Raw genomic sequence first — 15,840 nt, 5'->3', positions numbered from 1 at the left:
GCAGAGAACAAGCAACAGCGCACAACAAGTGATAGGCGCCATTGCAAGCAACGGCGCCTATCACCAACCGTTGTACGCAATTGCTCGCCCCCGTTATCTGATAAATAGGATTAAAATTCAAAATGGAAGCGGAAAGAGTTAAGGGATGTAAAAGAGAATCTTTTTCGTCAAGCCTTGCAAAGTTGGATTTGCTGAAAGTTTACTTTCAAAGCGGAGCCGCTTAAAAGGCTTGCCAAAGTTATAAGAAAAAATTGATAAAGTCAAGTTTTTTATTATGTAACTGACTTAACTCTAAAGTGTTGCAGGAATTTTAACGCTGAGATTTTATAAAGCTGCGCCTATCATTACGGTCTGATAGGAGACAATTTTCTAAAATCATTTATCCGGATTCCGAAGTCGGCAACTGTAAACTGTTTTTGTTATCTTAGCAGAGAACAAGCAACAGCGCACAACAAGTGATAGGCGCCATTGCAAGCAACGGCGCCTATCACCAACCGTTATGCGACATAATATAAAAACAGATCAGAAAATGAAATTTACTACAACTATTTGCACATTTGTACTTTCCACAACCACTCTACTTGCACAAAATTCTCAAATCAATAAATCAAATGAAATTGTTGAAAAGTCAATCCAAGCACAAGGCGGAAAAAAATTACTTGAAAATATAAAAACTTTATATACTAAATCTGAAACGGTGATGGATGGTAGAAATGTTTTTTGGATTACAAAAGAAATGGAACCAAACAAAGGCAGTTTCGAAATTGAATATCAAGGAAGAATTGTTTATAAATCTTTTTATGATGGAAAAATCGGTTATGATGTTGTAAATGGTCAGAAAACTGTTGCTGACCAAGAACAATTTAAGGACAAAAATTATCGAAACCAAATTATAAATTCTTTGGACTATATTGATACATCTCTTTATACTTTGGAATTTATTGGGGAAGAAAAAGCGAACAATAAAGATTGCTACAAAATCAAAGCAACTTTAAGTAATGGAAAAGTGACTTATTTGTACTATGACAAAACCTCAAATTTATTAGCAAAATCGGAAGTTGTAAAAAATCCTGAAAAAAATTCATTCTCAACTGTGCTTTATGACGACTACAAAAAGTTTGGTGATTTGACATATGAAACTAAGCAAACTTTTGTTTCTGAAGATGGTAACCAAGTCGCAAAAATTGTTGATTTATACTATAATAAAAAGATTTCAGAGAAAGACTTTAAATAATTACGTCGCATAACAAAGTATTTCTATTAGCGGGGTTGAAGTTTACATCATGAAGATTTTCGTTTGTTGTTCTTTTTGTTATATTTACAAAAAGCAGTTATAATAATCCCCGCCAACAGAAATACCCAACCGTTATCTGCTATGTTAAACAAGATTACGTTTTAAAAATAAAATTAATGAATAAAACCTTTTTACTATTTATTGTGATTTCAAGTATTTTTTGCAAATCTCAAACTAACAGATTTATTTACGAACTAGAATATAGAAATAATTCAAGTGAAGATTATCGCAAAAATTTAATGACACTGGACATAAATCCGACTTCTACAAAATTTTATGACTACGATTTTATTGAGTATGATTCAATAAATAAAAATTCAGGAGAATCACGTTCTCGTTACAGTACGAAAACTGACCAAATAATTGTTCGACAACCAAACTCTTTTATAAACAAGCGATATCGTGATTTCTTCGATTATTTTGTTGAAGAAACAAATGACGAACTGAAATGGGAATTATTTCCTGATACTCAAATGTACAACGAGTACAAACTTCAAAAGGCTACAACAGAATTTGGAGGAAGAAAATGGATAGCATGGTTCTCAAATGACGTAAACATTTCTGAAGGACCGTATAAATTTCGAGGTTTGCCTGGAATGATTTTTTTACTGCAAGATTCTGAAAATACCTTTGTCTATAAACTTGTAAAAAACAACAAATTAAAGCAGACATACAATACAAATGAATTTTTAGAAACTCATTATGGTAAAACAGCGCTTCCAATAAGTAGTAAAAAGTTTAACAAATATATAGAGGAAATTTATCAAAATCCACAAAGAATGTTTTCTGACAGAATAAAAAGTGGAGAAAAAGCAACTTTTAAAAATGAAACTGTTGAATCAATTGACGAACTCAATCGAAAAAAATCGATGTTACAAAATGGAATTAAGGGACGCTACATTTACGTTGAAAAAGATTCAAAGCCGAATTTTGAAAACAAATAAATAGAAGAAACACACTAGATAACAAAGTATTTCTACAAGCGGGTATGAAGTTTTAACCGAAGAATTTAGCGATTAATTAATATTTTAGCAAGTAGAAAGTTTTCGTATTTTTATCCCGCCTGCAGAAATACCCAACCGTTGTACGCAATTGCTCGCCCCCGTTATCTGATAAATAGGATTAAAATTCAAAATGGAAGCGGAAAGAGTTAAGGGATGTAAAAGAGAATCTTTTTCGTCAAGCCTTGCAAAGTTGGATTTGCTGAAAGTTTACTTTCAAAGCGGAGCCGCTTAAAAGGCTTGCCAAAGTTATAAGAAAAAATTGATAAAGTCAAGTTTTTTATTATGTAACTGACTTAACTCTAAAGTGTTGCAGGAATTTTAACGCTGAGATTTTATAAAGCTGCGCCTATCATTACGGTCTGATAGGAGACAATTTTCTAAAATCATTTATCCGGATTCCGAAGTCGGCAACTGTAAACTGTTTTTGTTATCTTAGCAGAGAACAAGCAACAGCGCACAACAAGTGATAGGCGCCATTGCAAGCAACGGCGCCTATCACCAACCGTTGTGTGTTATGCGACAGCGACACTCTAATAATTTGACCAACTGACAAAAAGTACAAATGACTGATAATTTAGAGGATAAAAATGTAGATTATTCTACAATCCATCCACCGGAAAATGTTCCAGAAGAAAAAACCCTGCCTAACAACACTGAAAAGAGTGAATCTACTCATCCGAAAGAAACTATAGAAGTACATCACCATCCCAAAGTTGAAAAGAAAAAAGTAAAGGAATATTTAATGGAAGGGTTGTTTATTTTTATTGCAGTTAGCTTGGGTTTTATTGCCGATAACATTCGTGAACATTTTTCTAATAAAGAAATTGAAAAACGTAACATGGAACTTATTGCAGATAATTTGAGAGGGGATATTGAAAATATTAAAAAAAACATACGTTACAATGAAGAGAAAGTAAAAATATTAGACACCCTTATTTCCTATAAGGGCATAAAAAATGTTGATAGTTTATATTCACAGAGGTTTAGCTATTTAGTTACCAAAAGCATTTACAACCCTACATTTTTTTCTAATACGGCCGCCATTGACCAAATGAAGTTTTCAGGAAGTCTGAGACTTGTCAAAAACAAAGAGATCCTAAGTGGCATTTATAAGTACGAGGGCATGAATGAACATATTGCTACGATCAGAGAAGGCATAAATGATGATGATGACAGATTGGTAGAAAACGCATCAACGTTCTTGGATATGCAAAATCTCGCAAAAAGCCGGGGCATACATTTTCTTGAAACTAATCAGATAATCTCCAATAAACAACTGCTAAATAACCAACAGAATATTTTTAAATTTTTTAATCAAGCTATAATGCGCAAAAGCATTTTGGAAATCATTTGGCTTCCACAAATGCGTAAGCAGCAGAAAAATGCCGAAGAACTAGTAAAGCTATTGGAACAGGAATACGATATAAATCAAAAGTAAAAAAGCACGAACACACAACAGCGTATTGGCAATAGGCGGGCTGAAGCGATTCGTAGCAACGGAAGTAAAAAATTCAACGTCTGCTTTTCGTATCAAGTTCAGTACTAATAATCCCGCCCATCGCCAATACACGGCCCGTTGTGCAGCATTTTAAAATGACAAAGTTCGGTTATTAAAACGTCACATTTCTTTACGACAATCCTTATAGATTAACATTTAACACAAATTATGACACGTTACAATCTCCTTTTTTTTCTTGGCATTTATTTGGTGCTAACAGGCTGTATGAACCGAGAAAAAAAAGAAAGAGATTTCGTTCCATCCTATACTATACAGGGAAATGTAACAGGTTTCTCGGAAGGAACTAAATTCTACCTATATAGTTTGGAAACTAATGCGAATGTTGATAGTGCTCTTGTTGAAGATAACAAGTTTCAGATGAAGGGACATATTGCTAATCCCCCTGTATCCTTTTGGTTAAAAGCCACTGACGGTGAAGATTATGTCTATACACCTTTACTCATAGGAAATGACAGTCTTACAGTAAGCGCTGCCAAACAGGATTTTGCGTGGAATGTAAATACATCTGGATCTACTATAGATACTAATTACCGTAAATTAATGAATTTAACCAAAGACTTAGACATTAAAAGAGACTCGTTGATATTTGGCTACCACGCCAAAGCAGATACAGTAAAAGAGAAAACATTCGAGGAGTTTATGCAAACCGTTGGTGAAATTGATAGTCTTATTAAGCGAACGACAATTAAGTATATAAAAGAAACTAAGGATACTTATGCAGGTATGCTCAGCCTAAGTTTTCACAAAGATGATATTCCCAAGGATTCGGTGCAACTAATTTATGACCAGTATAATGATGAGCTCAAGCAAAGCAAATATGGCAGAGTTGTAAAATTATATCTTGAGAGTAATCATATCGAAAAAGGAGATCCATTTCTCAATTTTGAAGGAATAAATCAATTCGGTGAAGAGACCAATTTAGCTGACCTCAGAGAAGAGAACAAATTTCTTCTAATCAATTACACTTCAGCATATTGTGGATATTCTATTAGAGCTACGGACGAACTAAAAGAGATTCACAACCAATACCAGAAATTTATGAAAATTGTTAACTTCTCTGCTGACACGCAGAAGAAGGATTGGCTGTATTCGATTGAGCGTGATGAAAATGGATGGCCAAGCTTGTGGGATGGTCAGGGGAGATATAGTGAAAGTGCTATCCGCTATAATTTTTCAGTTACCCCTACTTTCTTGCTCATTAGTCCTGATGGTAATATAGTGGATCGCTGGGTTGGTTATAAAAAAGGAGATCTTAAAAAAGGTTTAGAAGAACATCTACAATCTCCTAATCGATAAAAACGCTACAAAAAGATATGAAAATATGCAAAATATTAATAAAATCGAGGTTTTTAAATAACATCTAGTTTGATGACTATCGGAAAATACAGTCTTCCAGTAAAATCCGAGTTCGAAAAATATTACGGTGAAAAACGAATGCACAACAAGTTATTTCTATTAGCGGGTCGGAAGTTTCTTTCAACAAGATTTTCGCTAATTGTTCAATTCGTTATATTTACAAAGACTTGTTATAAAAAGTCCCCGCCAACAGAAATACCCAACCATTATCTGCTATGTCACCAAAAAACTGTCTAAATAAATGAAAATAAGATTCTTTTTAATAATTCTTTTTATGTTTTCTTTTTATTCAATTAGAGCACAGAATGGAAATGAATTAACTAATGAGCAAAAACAATACATTACCAAATTTATATATCCAATTTCGACTTATGAACCCTCTACTTCCAATAATGATGATTTGGAAGTATTAAGTAAATTTATTGGTAATTCTGATATTGTTGGATTGGGTGAATCAACCCACGGTTCGAGTGAAGTTTACAAAATGAAATATCGAATTAGTCAATATTTAATTAAAGATTTAGATTTTAATATTTTCTCATTAGAAGCAAATATGCCAGAAAGTTATTTGATGAATAATTACATTAGCAAAAATATTGATTCTCCAAAAGATATTTTACGCGGAATGTATTTTTGGCTTTGGCAGACACAAGAAACTTTAAATTTTGTTAAATGGTTAAAAATTCACAATGAAAATACAAATAATAAAATATTATTTGATGGATTCGATATGCAATATTATTTCGGAGCATTAAAGCAAGTTAGAGATGTATATAATGCTAATAATTATCCTTTAGATGATATTAACAGTTTGATTAAAATTTTAAAGGATAATAAAAGAGGTCAAAAAAAGTATAAAAACAAAATTCAGAAAACCGTAAACCTTTTGTTAGATAAAGTTTCGCAAAAAGCATCACAAATAAAAGATGAAGAAAGTAAAAAAAGATTTTTACAAAATATTACAATCATCAGACAACATATAAAAGTTGGCAGTTCAGTAACGAGAGATAAATTTATGGCCGAAAATGTTGATTGGATAAAACAAAACTATAATCCAAGCAAGGTAATTGTATCTGCTCATAATTTTCACGTGTCTAAAGAAAATTCTCTGTCAATGGGTTACCATATAAATCAAAAATACCAAAATAATTACGTGAATTTTGGATTTGCGTTTTTTGAAGGTAATTATACCGCGAGTATAGATAGAAAAATAGGAACATTCACTTCACAAACAGCACCAATAGGAAGTGTGGAATATAATTTAAACTCCTTAAATCTACCCTATTTCATTTTAGATCTAAAAGCAATTAAAAAAGATAATAATGAATTGGGAAATTGGGTATTGAAAAAAATTCCATTTCGGAAAACCGGTTCAGGAACTAAAAATGATGAGTTTAGAAAAACAAACATTGCAGATTCTTTTGACTATTTGATTTTTATAAATAAATCTTCACATTCAAATTTGTTACGAGAATATTAAACTGAAAGACACATCAGATAACATCGTATTGGCAATAGTGCGGAGGAATCGGAAGTTTAAACATTTTAGAGGTTCCAAAGTTTCATTTATAATAAGTAAGTTTTCGTGTTAAAGCCGCCCCATCGCCAATACGCAAAACGTTATCTGTAATTGCAAAAAAAACGCCGTGGATAAAACGAAATTTCCAGAATTAAGAACAGAAAGACTTATTCTAAACCAACCTAAAAATAGTGATTTAAAAAAAATTACTGAAATCCTGAATAGTGAAGTTTATTCAAAAAATACAGTAAATATACCTTCACCTTATACTGATAAAAGTGCCGAATTTTGGTTAAGATTATCAGAAGAAGGTTTTATTAATGAAAATCAATATGTTTTTGCAATTCGCTTGAAAAATAGTGAAGAAATTATTGGTGGAATTGATTTAGGAATTGACAAACGTTTTAACAAAGCAGAACTTGGTTACTGGATTGACCAAAGATTCTGGAATATAGGATATGCAACTGAATCTGTAAAAGCAGTAATTGATTTTGGTTTCAAAACTTTAAACTTAAAGAGAATTTTTGCTACCCATTTTGATTTTAATACTTCTTCGGGAAAAGTTATGCAAAATGCAGGTATGAAAAAAGAAGGCGTTTTGCTTTGTCATACTTGCAAAAATGGAGAGTATCAAAATCACGTTATTTACGGAATAATTAATGAATAAATAAATGCAACTACAGATAACATATTCTATGACAAAAACCAAACAAAAAGTGATAAAATTAAGCTGCAAATTTATGCAGGTTCACAAAGTTTGATTTCCGTTGGATGACGGCAAAGATTCTGTACACCATTTTACATTTTATGTTGTTTAAGACCAGCATAGTATGCTTTCCTTCTGCTTTTTTCCTGTTATAATAGTCCTTGAGTTCCGGATTGTATTTTATTGCCGTAAGAGAGGCCATGTGCAGCAGTGTTTTCATTTTTTTATCCGCCAGGTGACTGACTCTGGTTTTTCCTTTAATACTTGTGCCGGAAGAATGCTCGAAGGGCGCCACACCTGAATAACACGCAAATTTTCGTCCGCTTGTAAATGCCGTAAATCCTTTTGTCGCCATTAAGATATAAACCGAAGTAATATCCCCGATACCCGGAATACTTTTTAGAAGTTGCTGCTGTCCGTACAGGTTTTCGTCTTCCCGAATCAGTGTTCTGATCTTCTCATCCAACATTACAAGTTGTTTTTTCAGGTGTTTTACCGTTTGGTTATTAATTGCTTTTACGCTGTTGAAAACCTCTTTTGTCAGGAACATTTCGTTTTCCTTTGTTCTTTCAAATGTTTTAATGGCTGCCACGGTTTTTTCACGCTCGGCAAACACTATTTTCAGTTGCTGCAGACTGAGCTCAGGAAGGGTGGAAAGCGCGATTTTATCCGTGTTTCGTTTGGCATAATGAGCAATCTCTTTCGCATCTACCTTATCGCTTTTGCCACGGGTAATCCCTAGAGAACGTTTGATTTCCAGAGCAGGAACCTGGGCGTAATCCAGGCTGTTTTCGCTTAAAACCAACGCAAGCAGCGAGGAATAAATGCCGGTGTTTTCGAAGACGAAAAGAGTCTCATTCATCTGGCAGCCGGTTTTTTTCAATGTTTTTAAAAACTTATCGACCGATTTTTGAGTGTTCAGTATCTGACCCTGTTCGAGCTGTGGATCTTCTTTTACGATGCAATAATCGAGGGTTAATTTTGCTACATCAATTCCGATGTAAGTTCTGTAATTTTTCATAATTTAGTGGTGTTAAATTGATGTTGAATTGCTTTAAAATCTTTATTAGATCTGGGTAATCTGGTATTCTATCTAAAGCTTTTTCAACCTTTTAAAACAAGGCAGAGGACTGATATGTTAGATGAGACTTTTAATCTCTAACGGTATTTCTAGTTCACCTCTGTCTTGTTAATTTTAAAGGTATTAATTTATGGGTGTAAAGTAAAGACGGTATTTCTATTAGCGGGTGTGAAGTTTACATCATAAAGATTTTCGCGAGTTGTTCTTTTTGTTATATTTACAAAAACTAATTATAATAATCCCCGCCAACAGAAATACCCAACCGTTAGAGGCAACTCCTCAATCTGTGCTTCAATAATTGCAATCCTTTCCGCAGTCATTTCAGTCTGTTTTTCTATCTCTGTCACATTTACTCCTTTTGAAGCAAGATGCCCAAAAATATCTTTCCGCGACCTATTCCGGGAAGTATTCCTTTAGCAATTACGATAAATTCCGCAGCCGCACCAGCAATTCCATTTTGTTGAATGCCAAAAACAAACTCTTCGGATGGCAACTGAATGTGGGACAAAACTACCGCGAAGGCTTCAGAAATTCCACCATTGCGGATATTACGGGTGTTAATACAGATAATGTTCAGCGTGGCTATTTCATGAAATCGGCATTAACTTTTGACATTGGTAAAGACCGCCTTTTGGTCAATTACGATCTGAACCACAATAATAACGATGCCTATACCAACAGTTTCGGATTCCTTCCCGTGGTGAATCCAATGACGCAAACCATCACCGGAATTGCCGATTACACAACTGATGACGAGGGAAAAACGCAGAACACCCGCCACGATGCGAGCGCCACTTATCAGGTTAAATTTGATGACCGCGCGAAGAAATTGGATTTGAATTTCGGGTTCAATCAATTCGATACGAAATACAACCAAAACAGCCTACAATTTTTAGGAACGGCACAAAATCCATCAGCCTACGAAACTACTTCCCAGCAAAACATCTACACCATGAAGGTGGATTATTCCCAACCTTTGAAGATTTTGGATGAAGGGAAGATTTCCGTGGGTGGACTTTACGAAAAACTTAATTTCGACACGCAACTAAACGGCTTTACCAATCTGGATTACCAAAGACAGACCGCTTCCGCATACACAGAATTGCAGGCAAAGCTGAAGAAGTTTGATTTCATCTTGGGAACACGCGCCGAAAGTTATGACATTTCGGGACTTTCAAGATTAAACACCAACGGTAGCCTGAAAGAAACAGCCCTGATTCCTTTCAACCAGTTCCGCTTCTTCCCGAATGCGAGCGTTCAGTATAACTTTATGCCGCGGATTTATCTTGCATTTAATTATAACAAAAAAATCCAGCTCCCGAATATTTCTTGGCTTAACCCGAACAACACGAATTACCAAGGAGGAAACATCAGTTTTGGCGGAAATGTAAACCTGCAACCGACCATTTTTGATAATTATGAAATCAAACTTTCTGCGTTCGATTACGCGTTTATAGGATATAATTTGAGTGTTGCCAAAAACCAGAGTTTCCAGGTGGCAGAGAAAGTCTATTTCGACCCGAACCAGCACACCATTGGCGGCAGAGAAGCATATTATGTAAGAAATTCCTTCCTGAATGCGCCTACGATGAGGATTCATAATTTCAATCTTGGGTTGCCATTGCCGCTCATGCTTTTCACCAAAGGAATCAAGGAGGCAATGAAGTTTAATTTTAATCCAGATAAAATTAATTTCGTGTATATCTACAGTGGATATCAACTCCATGAGTTAGAAGATAATACCAATAAGGGCTTTTGGATTTTCAACGTGATGGGTCAGTTTATCCTTCCGGCGGATATCAAATTGGTAGCCAACTATTCCACCATGACAAAAGGAAATTGGTACTATTACCACATGGAAAAACCGTGGATGAATAGTTTCGACCTTACAGCGACCAAAAAATTCATGAACGACCGACTCACGGTTTCTGTTTTTGCCAATGACATTTTCCGTTGGAATGAGAATGCGGTAACTTCGCTTTATAACAAATCCAATATCTATTTGGGAAATAAATTCGATTCTCAAAACTTCGGAATCTCAGTCAATTATAAAATCCCGACCAAAAACAAATTGGCTAAAGAAGCACCAATACTTTTAAACAGAGACAAAAAAGATGAAGGTGTAGCGCCGGTAGCGCCGTAAAAATGTATTTTAAACTTTTTCATTAAAAACCTTCAAGAACCTAAAAGCTTGGAGGTTTTCATTTATTGGTTATTATGTTCTTCTAAAAAGTGATTTAATTTTATTTCTGCTGAACCTTATCGATTTCTTTTTGCAAAAGCCTCCAATCGTAGAGATGAAAAACATTTCCGTTACTCATGGTAACCAAAACGCCTTTCGGATAATTGGTTCCTAAATTTACATTGGTGGCATCAGCTCCGTCGCACTCAATAGCAGAAACCGAAATATCTGCGATCAGTTGATGATGATTGGGATCCATTTCGGAGCCTTCTCTTTTATAAACCATCATTGAATTATTTTGCTGATTGGACACAAGCAGATACCCCGTTGTATGGGTTGTTTTGTAAATAGCAATCCCTTCGTGATCACGTTTTGCATCATTTTGTGCAAAAAATGCAATCTCATTATTTCCTTTTTCAGGATCAGCATAATATTTTCGGACACCGCTACCTTCGTCGGAATAATAGATATACCCCAATTCGTTATCTACTGCGATGGCTTCTATTTCTTTATTTCCGCTGTAGGTTCCAAACTTACGGATCACCTCGGCGGTTACAGTTCCCTTCGGGGTTATCGCGAGTTTATATTGCCATAAATAAGTTCCTGAAGGCCCGGTTTTTCTACCCACTATGGCATGAATTTCAATTGCGTTTGTACCGGTTTTTTTGGTGTAAAGCGCAATTCCCATTCCTTCGCGTACTTCCTCTCCTATTTCCCCATCAAAAATAGAAATTCCCCCATTATCAATAGGTTTAAGATCGGGAAGCGAAAAAACCCGAAGGCGCTTTGCATTGCGTTCTGTGGTTACTGCGATATCGGTTTTAACCCCATTAATGAGTAATCCATAAGCAATGTCGACATTATTAGGACGCTGCATTCCTATGAATTTGTTGATAATTTTCCCATTGAGATCGTAAACATACAATCCACCACCGTCTTCTTTATCGGTTCCTACGATTAAACTTTTGGTAGCATCTGTTGGATGAATCCAAATCGCAGGATCATCGGTATCATTAGGTGTAGGTTGGGTGATCGCAGTCGGACGAAGGGCATTTTCTGCTACTGGCGCAAATTTGCTGGTGCATGAAAGAGTAACTAAAGTTGATGCCAACAATGGCAGAAATATCTTTTTCATTATTATTAAATAGGTCTAAAATTAAGAAATTAAATTTTCATCAGATTTTTTTTGCAAACGAAAAGGAATTTATTTACTGATTTCGTGCTGATGCAAAACCTGAGCTCCATTCGCATTGGCTTTAACCGTTTGTACTAAAAGTTTATTTTTCAGAATAGAAAAAGTCATAAAACCAGGTTCTGCAGCTGCGAAAATGGTTCCTTCCCGATTTCCGGTAGTGCGAACTTCACTACCCGAACCCGATAAAAACTGAGCTGTTTTTCTTCCTTTTGGTTTGATGATTTGTAGATCGTGTTCGTGGCCACAGATATAAGCATCTACCTTATATTTCTCGAAAACATTCGCAAATTTCTTTTCGAAACTTAAAGTATTTTTATCGGTTTTTCTTTTTCCACCGCTGTATAATGGATGATGACCAACTACGATTTTCCATTTTATTGATGGATCTGAAGTTCCCAAAGTTTGCTCCAGCCATTTGGTTTGTGCTAAAGTATCTTGCTTCTTAATTCCGTCGTATTTTTCCGGGCTTTTATGGTAATCCTCGATGAACGGGTTGGTGTCCATCACCACTAAAAGCAACTTTTCTCCATTTTCTATTTCAAATGTTTTGCTGTAATATCGACTTGGCAAATGCCATCTTCTGGAGATTTTGGAGTAATCGATTTGTGCCTGAACGCTCCCCCGATAATCATGATTCCCCAACGCAACATACCAATCTGTATAAAGACTTGGATTGGTATAAATGGATTCAAAAGAAGAAATCCAATGATAATCCTGAGTGCTTTGAACGCCATTTGGATAGAAATTATCGCCCACCGAAACGATAAACTCCGCATCTAAAACCACCGTAGCATTTCCCAATTCTCGGGCAACATCTTTTTGGTAATAATCTCCTACTCTTCCGAAATCTCCCAAAACCAGAAAGTTGAAACTGTCTTCAATATAGGTTAATCCAGGGATATTATTTCCCTTATATCCTGTTTCTTTTTCGTACTCGAAAGGTGTTTGAGCATTAAAAAAATTTAAAACCAGAAAAAAAAGCAGGCTAAATTGTACTTTAAAATTGATCATAAAAGGTTTCATTAAAAAGAAATAAAAGCTCACCGCTTTTGCCAGCGAGGTTTTTAATTTCGGTTCGGTTATATTTTTAGAAATCTATTTTAACTCCCAAATTAAATTTTGGTTGATAATATTCCTCCTGCATCGTACGATCCAAAACGCCTTGGTAATAGCGAAGTGGCTGATTGGTTAAGTTATTGGCTTCGGCAAAAATTCTAAAATTTTTGTTGATTTTATATGAAGCATTCGCATCCAAAAAGGTTTGTTTATCGTAATATCGGTCTTCAAAATCATCTCCACCCAATTCATCCAGATAATCCGAGGCGTGATTTAAAGAAACTCTTGCAGAGAATTTTTTATTTTCCCAAGAAAGTGAAGCATTGAAAAGATGAGGAGCGGTTCCCGGCAAACCAAGACCAGATCTTTGTTCACCATCCTCATTGGTAATGCCATCCGCAGTAGATTTGGTGTAAGTATAATTTAAATAAACCCCAAAACCTTGAAGAAATTTACCCGGTAAAAAGTCCAGTTGTCTTTGCAAAGCCACTTCGAAGCCGAATAAATCTACCTTGTCTCCGTTTCTTTGTTGGATATAATCCCATTCTTCTCCCGTAGGAATTGGATTTGTTTCGTTTCCGTAATCATTAGCAAAATCGGATGCCGAATAATTATTGCTGCTGTAAGTGTAGATGAAATTCTTTAAGTTTTTGTAGAAAACACCACCAGAAATAATCCCAATAGATGAGAAATATTTTTCTACCAAAAGATCAAAATTATAAGCATAAGTCGCTTTCAAATCTGGATTTCCAACGAAGATTTCTTGGTCATCCGGAATTGCATTCACATAAGGAACCAATCCGTAGTAGTTTGGTCTTGCCAAAGCAGTGGTTGCCGCAGCTCTTATAATGAAATCGGGCTGAACATCATACCGCAGGGTAAGACTTGGAAGGATATTGGTATAGCTGTTTTTTCTGTTGATTTGGTTGACTAATTCTTCTTCATCCAATACAAAATTTCCATTATAATCAATCGTTGTATGCTCTACTCTGGCTCCGATGATCGCGGAGAATTTATCAGTAAAATTCTGATCCCAACGGATGTAAGCCGCGTAGATATTTTCTTTGGCTTTAAAGTTTTCTGATAAAAATTCAGAAGGATCAGATTCCGATTCAAATGAAGCCGGATTATTTAAATCTAAACCTCCTAAATAAGCCGCTGTTGCGAAAGTTCCCGGTACATATTGAGAACCCGGGTTGAATCCTTGCCCTGAAAAATAAGTTGTTGGAACGTCTGTAAGTCCAAATTCATTCACAGGTTCATATTCAAAATAGTCATTGTTGCGGTCTTTGTCTTTAATTCTTACCCGCGCTCCGGTTCTGATTCGCCCTTTCTGATCGGCTACCACAGAGAACGGGAAGCGAAAATTAAGTTTTGCGCCAAGCTCTGATTCTTCGGTAAGTCCGTTGCTTTGTGACAAACTTGCAAGTTCATAATCTCCTAAATCCTCTCCAACAGCACTAATTAAAGGTTTTCTTGGATTTCGCAAATCAGACATTAATGTTAAATCTTCATTTTCGAATTCTATGTAACGTTCATTTGGTTTTTTCTCACTTGCAAAAGCGTAGTTTACGGACCAATCCATATCAACAGAAGAACCCAACAAATGTTCTCCGGCTAATGAATAATTTTGAACTTTCTGAATTTCTAAACGAGTGTTTTTATTCTTATTATCTCCGATTCCTCCTTTGTTTTGTCGGAACATATTGCCTTCGTAACCAATAATTTCATTATTATCATCATAAACAGGATCCACTTCGTACCCAACAGCAAACCGGTTTTCTCGGTCATTTCTTTGGTTGTACATTGCATTGAAGAATAGTTTATTATTTTGGTTGAATTCGTAATCCAATGCCAAAGCTACACTGCTTCTGACACGCTGTACATCATATTTTCTAATTTCAAAATCGGATACATAAGGTTGATCGCCATCGCCCAAAGCCCATTCTGCCTCTATATTATCAGAACCAAAGGTATTGTTGTTGTAAGAAGCGCTTAATACCGCACCCAATTTACTATTCAAAAATCGGTTACCATATACAAATCCGGAAGTATAGTTGCCATGCTCACGAATAGGAGAATACCCACCTGCTAAAGTAGCCGAAATACGCTCTTTGTTTGGTGCAGCTCTCAAAATAAGATTTACAGATCCACCAATCGCATCAGCATCCATATCAGAAGTCAAAGTTTTATTCACTTGTATGGTAGAAATCATATCAGAAGGAATAAGATCCATTTGCACATTTCTATTATCGCCCTCTGCAGAAGGGATTCGATCTCCGTTTAATGTTACCGAATTCAAGTGTGGAGCCAAACCTCTTATAATGATATTTCTCGCTTCACCCTGATCGTTTTGCATCGTAACTCCTGGAACTCTTTTTAAAGCATCGCCCACATTCGCATCCGGAAAACGCCCGATTTGATCTGCCGAAATAATGTTGGTAATATTCGCATTGGTCTTCTGTTGGTTCATCGCTTTTGCCTGCCCACGAAGATAATCACCCAATACCACCACCTCTTTTATGTCTTGAAAACGAGCTTTCAACTGAAAATCAGCCGATGAGGTTTGGTTTTGAGTAACCACAATTTGTTTCGATCCCGAAGTGTACCCAATATAATCCACATAAACGGTATAAGTTCCTACGGGCAAACTCAAAAATTCATAACTCCCGTTTTGGTTGGAAATTGTAGTTCGGTTAGAATTTTCAATCTTGATTGTAGCACCCGGCAATGAAAACTGGTTGCTTTCATCCACAATTTTACCCGCAATAACACCCGATTGAGCATAAGACCAGACACTAACAATAGAGGTAAGCGAAACAAATAAATACTTCAATTTCATAATTACATTTTTATTAAATGCGAAAATACAGTTTAAAATATCCCATGTTATTAAGCCAAAGTCACATTTTTATTAACAATTTTTTA

General features: G+C 35.5%; 11 protein-coding genes. 7 read left to right on the top strand and 4 right to left on the bottom strand.

Annotated features, from left to right (window positions below; all coding sequences use genetic code 11):
- Nucleotides 1-529: 529 nt before the first annotated feature.
- The 6 genes from QGN23_RS11395 (at nt 530) to QGN23_RS11370 (ending at nt 7,359) form a co-directional block, all read left to right on the top strand.
- Entirely contained in the window at nt 530-1,234 is a 705-nt protein-coding gene (locus QGN23_RS11395; RefSeq protein WP_218249355.1) for an outer membrane lipoprotein-sorting protein, read from the top strand.
- A gap of 176 nt (nt 1,235-1,410) precedes the next feature.
- Complete coding sequence (locus tag QGN23_RS11390) at nt 1,411-2,238, top strand: GLPGLI family protein (protein WP_282904423.1); 828 nt, start codon at nt 1,411-1,413, stop codon at nt 2,236-2,238.
- Between the two features lie 622 nt (nt 2,239-2,860).
- Nucleotides 2,861-3,736, top strand: a complete 876-nt coding sequence (locus QGN23_RS11385) for a hypothetical protein (protein ID WP_282904422.1) — start codon at nt 2,861-2,863, stop codon at nt 3,734-3,736.
- 285 nt (nt 3,737-4,021) lie between these two features.
- Nucleotides 4,022-5,113, top strand: a complete 1,092-nt coding sequence (locus tag QGN23_RS11380; protein WP_282904421.1) for a DUF4369 domain-containing protein — start codon at nt 4,022-4,024, stop codon at nt 5,111-5,113.
- A 301-nt stretch (nt 5,114-5,414) separates the two neighbouring features.
- Nucleotides 5,415-6,653, top strand: a complete 1,239-nt coding sequence (locus QGN23_RS11375; protein WP_282904420.1) for an erythromycin esterase family protein — start codon at nt 5,415-5,417, stop codon at nt 6,651-6,653.
- Nucleotides 6,654-6,819: 166 nt separating this feature from the next.
- Nucleotides 6,820-7,359, top strand: a complete 540-nt coding sequence (locus QGN23_RS11370; RefSeq protein WP_188322013.1) for a GNAT family N-acetyltransferase — start codon at nt 6,820-6,822, stop codon at nt 7,357-7,359.
- Nucleotides 7,360-7,417: 58 nt separating this feature from the next.
- On the opposite strand, the gene QGN23_RS11365 is transcribed toward QGN23_RS11370, so the two are convergent.
- Nucleotides 7,418-8,419, bottom strand: coding sequence for an IS110 family RNA-guided transposase (locus tag QGN23_RS11365; protein ID WP_282904419.1), 1,002 nt, complete (start codon nt 8,417-8,419; stop codon nt 7,418-7,420).
- Between the two features lie 418 nt (nt 8,420-8,837).
- On the opposite strand from QGN23_RS11365, the gene QGN23_RS11360 reads away from it, so the two are divergent.
- On the top strand, nt 8,838-10,622 hold the full coding sequence (locus QGN23_RS11360) for an outer membrane beta-barrel family protein (RefSeq protein WP_282904418.1): 1,785 nt from the start codon (nt 8,838-8,840) through the stop codon (nt 10,620-10,622).
- A gap of 100 nt (nt 10,623-10,722) precedes the next feature.
- Here QGN23_RS11360 and QGN23_RS11355 read toward each other — a convergent pair whose 3' ends face one another.
- The 3 genes from QGN23_RS11355 to QGN23_RS11345 all read right to left on the bottom strand — a co-directional run bounded on the left by QGN23_RS11355 (nt 10,723) and on the right by QGN23_RS11345 (nt 15,754).
- Nucleotides 10,723-11,796, bottom strand: a complete 1,074-nt coding sequence (locus tag QGN23_RS11355) for a phytase (protein ID WP_282904417.1) — start codon at nt 11,794-11,796, stop codon at nt 10,723-10,725.
- A gap of 69 nt (nt 11,797-11,865) precedes the next feature.
- Nucleotides 11,866-12,867: a metallophosphoesterase gene (locus tag QGN23_RS11350; RefSeq protein WP_188322134.1), complete on the bottom strand. Its 1,002-nt coding sequence runs from the start codon at nt 12,865-12,867 to the stop codon at nt 11,866-11,868.
- A gap of 76 nt (nt 12,868-12,943) precedes the next feature.
- The gene (locus QGN23_RS11345; RefSeq protein ID WP_282904416.1) at nt 12,944-15,754 is read right to left on the bottom strand and encodes a TonB-dependent receptor; all 2,811 of its coding nucleotides are present in this window, start codon (nt 15,752-15,754) and stop codon (nt 12,944-12,946) included.
- Nucleotides 15,755-15,840: the final 86 nt, after the last annotated feature.

The organism is Chryseobacterium gotjawalense (genome assembly GCF_030012525.1).
Classification (GTDB): domain Bacteria; phylum Bacteroidota; class Bacteroidia; order Flavobacteriales; family Weeksellaceae; genus Kaistella; species Kaistella gotjawalense.
This window is presented reverse-complemented; position numbering and strand designations above follow the sequence as displayed.

Bases quoted from the DNA above. Each gene is read 5' to 3' on its own strand.
- QGN23_RS11395 (WP_218249355.1), top strand. From the start codon at position 530: ATGAAATTTACTACAACTATTTGCACATTTGTACTTTCCACAACCACT.
- QGN23_RS11390 (WP_282904423.1), top strand. From the start codon at position 1,411: ATGAATAAAACCTTTTTACTATTTATTGTGATTTCAAGTATTTTTTGC.
- QGN23_RS11385 (WP_282904422.1), top strand. From the start codon at position 2,861: ATGACTGATAATTTAGAGGATAAAAATGTAGATTATTCTACAATCCAT.
- QGN23_RS11380 (WP_282904421.1), top strand. From the start codon at position 4,022: ATGAACCGAGAAAAAAAAGAAAGAGATTTCGTTCCATCCTATACTATA.
- QGN23_RS11375 (WP_282904420.1), top strand. From the start codon at position 5,415: ATGAAAATAAGATTCTTTTTAATAATTCTTTTTATGTTTTCTTTTTAT.
- QGN23_RS11365 (WP_282904419.1), bottom strand. From the start codon at position 8,419: ATGAAAAATTACAGAACTTACATCGGAATTGATGTAGCAAAATTAACC.
- QGN23_RS11355 (WP_282904417.1), bottom strand. From the start codon at position 11,796: ATGAAAAAGATATTTCTGCCATTGTTGGCATCAACTTTAGTTACTCTT.
- QGN23_RS11350 (WP_188322134.1), bottom strand. From the start codon at position 12,867: ATGATCAATTTTAAAGTACAATTTAGCCTGCTTTTTTTTCTGGTTTTA.
- QGN23_RS11345 (WP_282904416.1), bottom strand. From the start codon at position 15,754: ATGAAATTGAAGTATTTATTTGTTTCGCTTACCTCTATTGTTAGTGTC.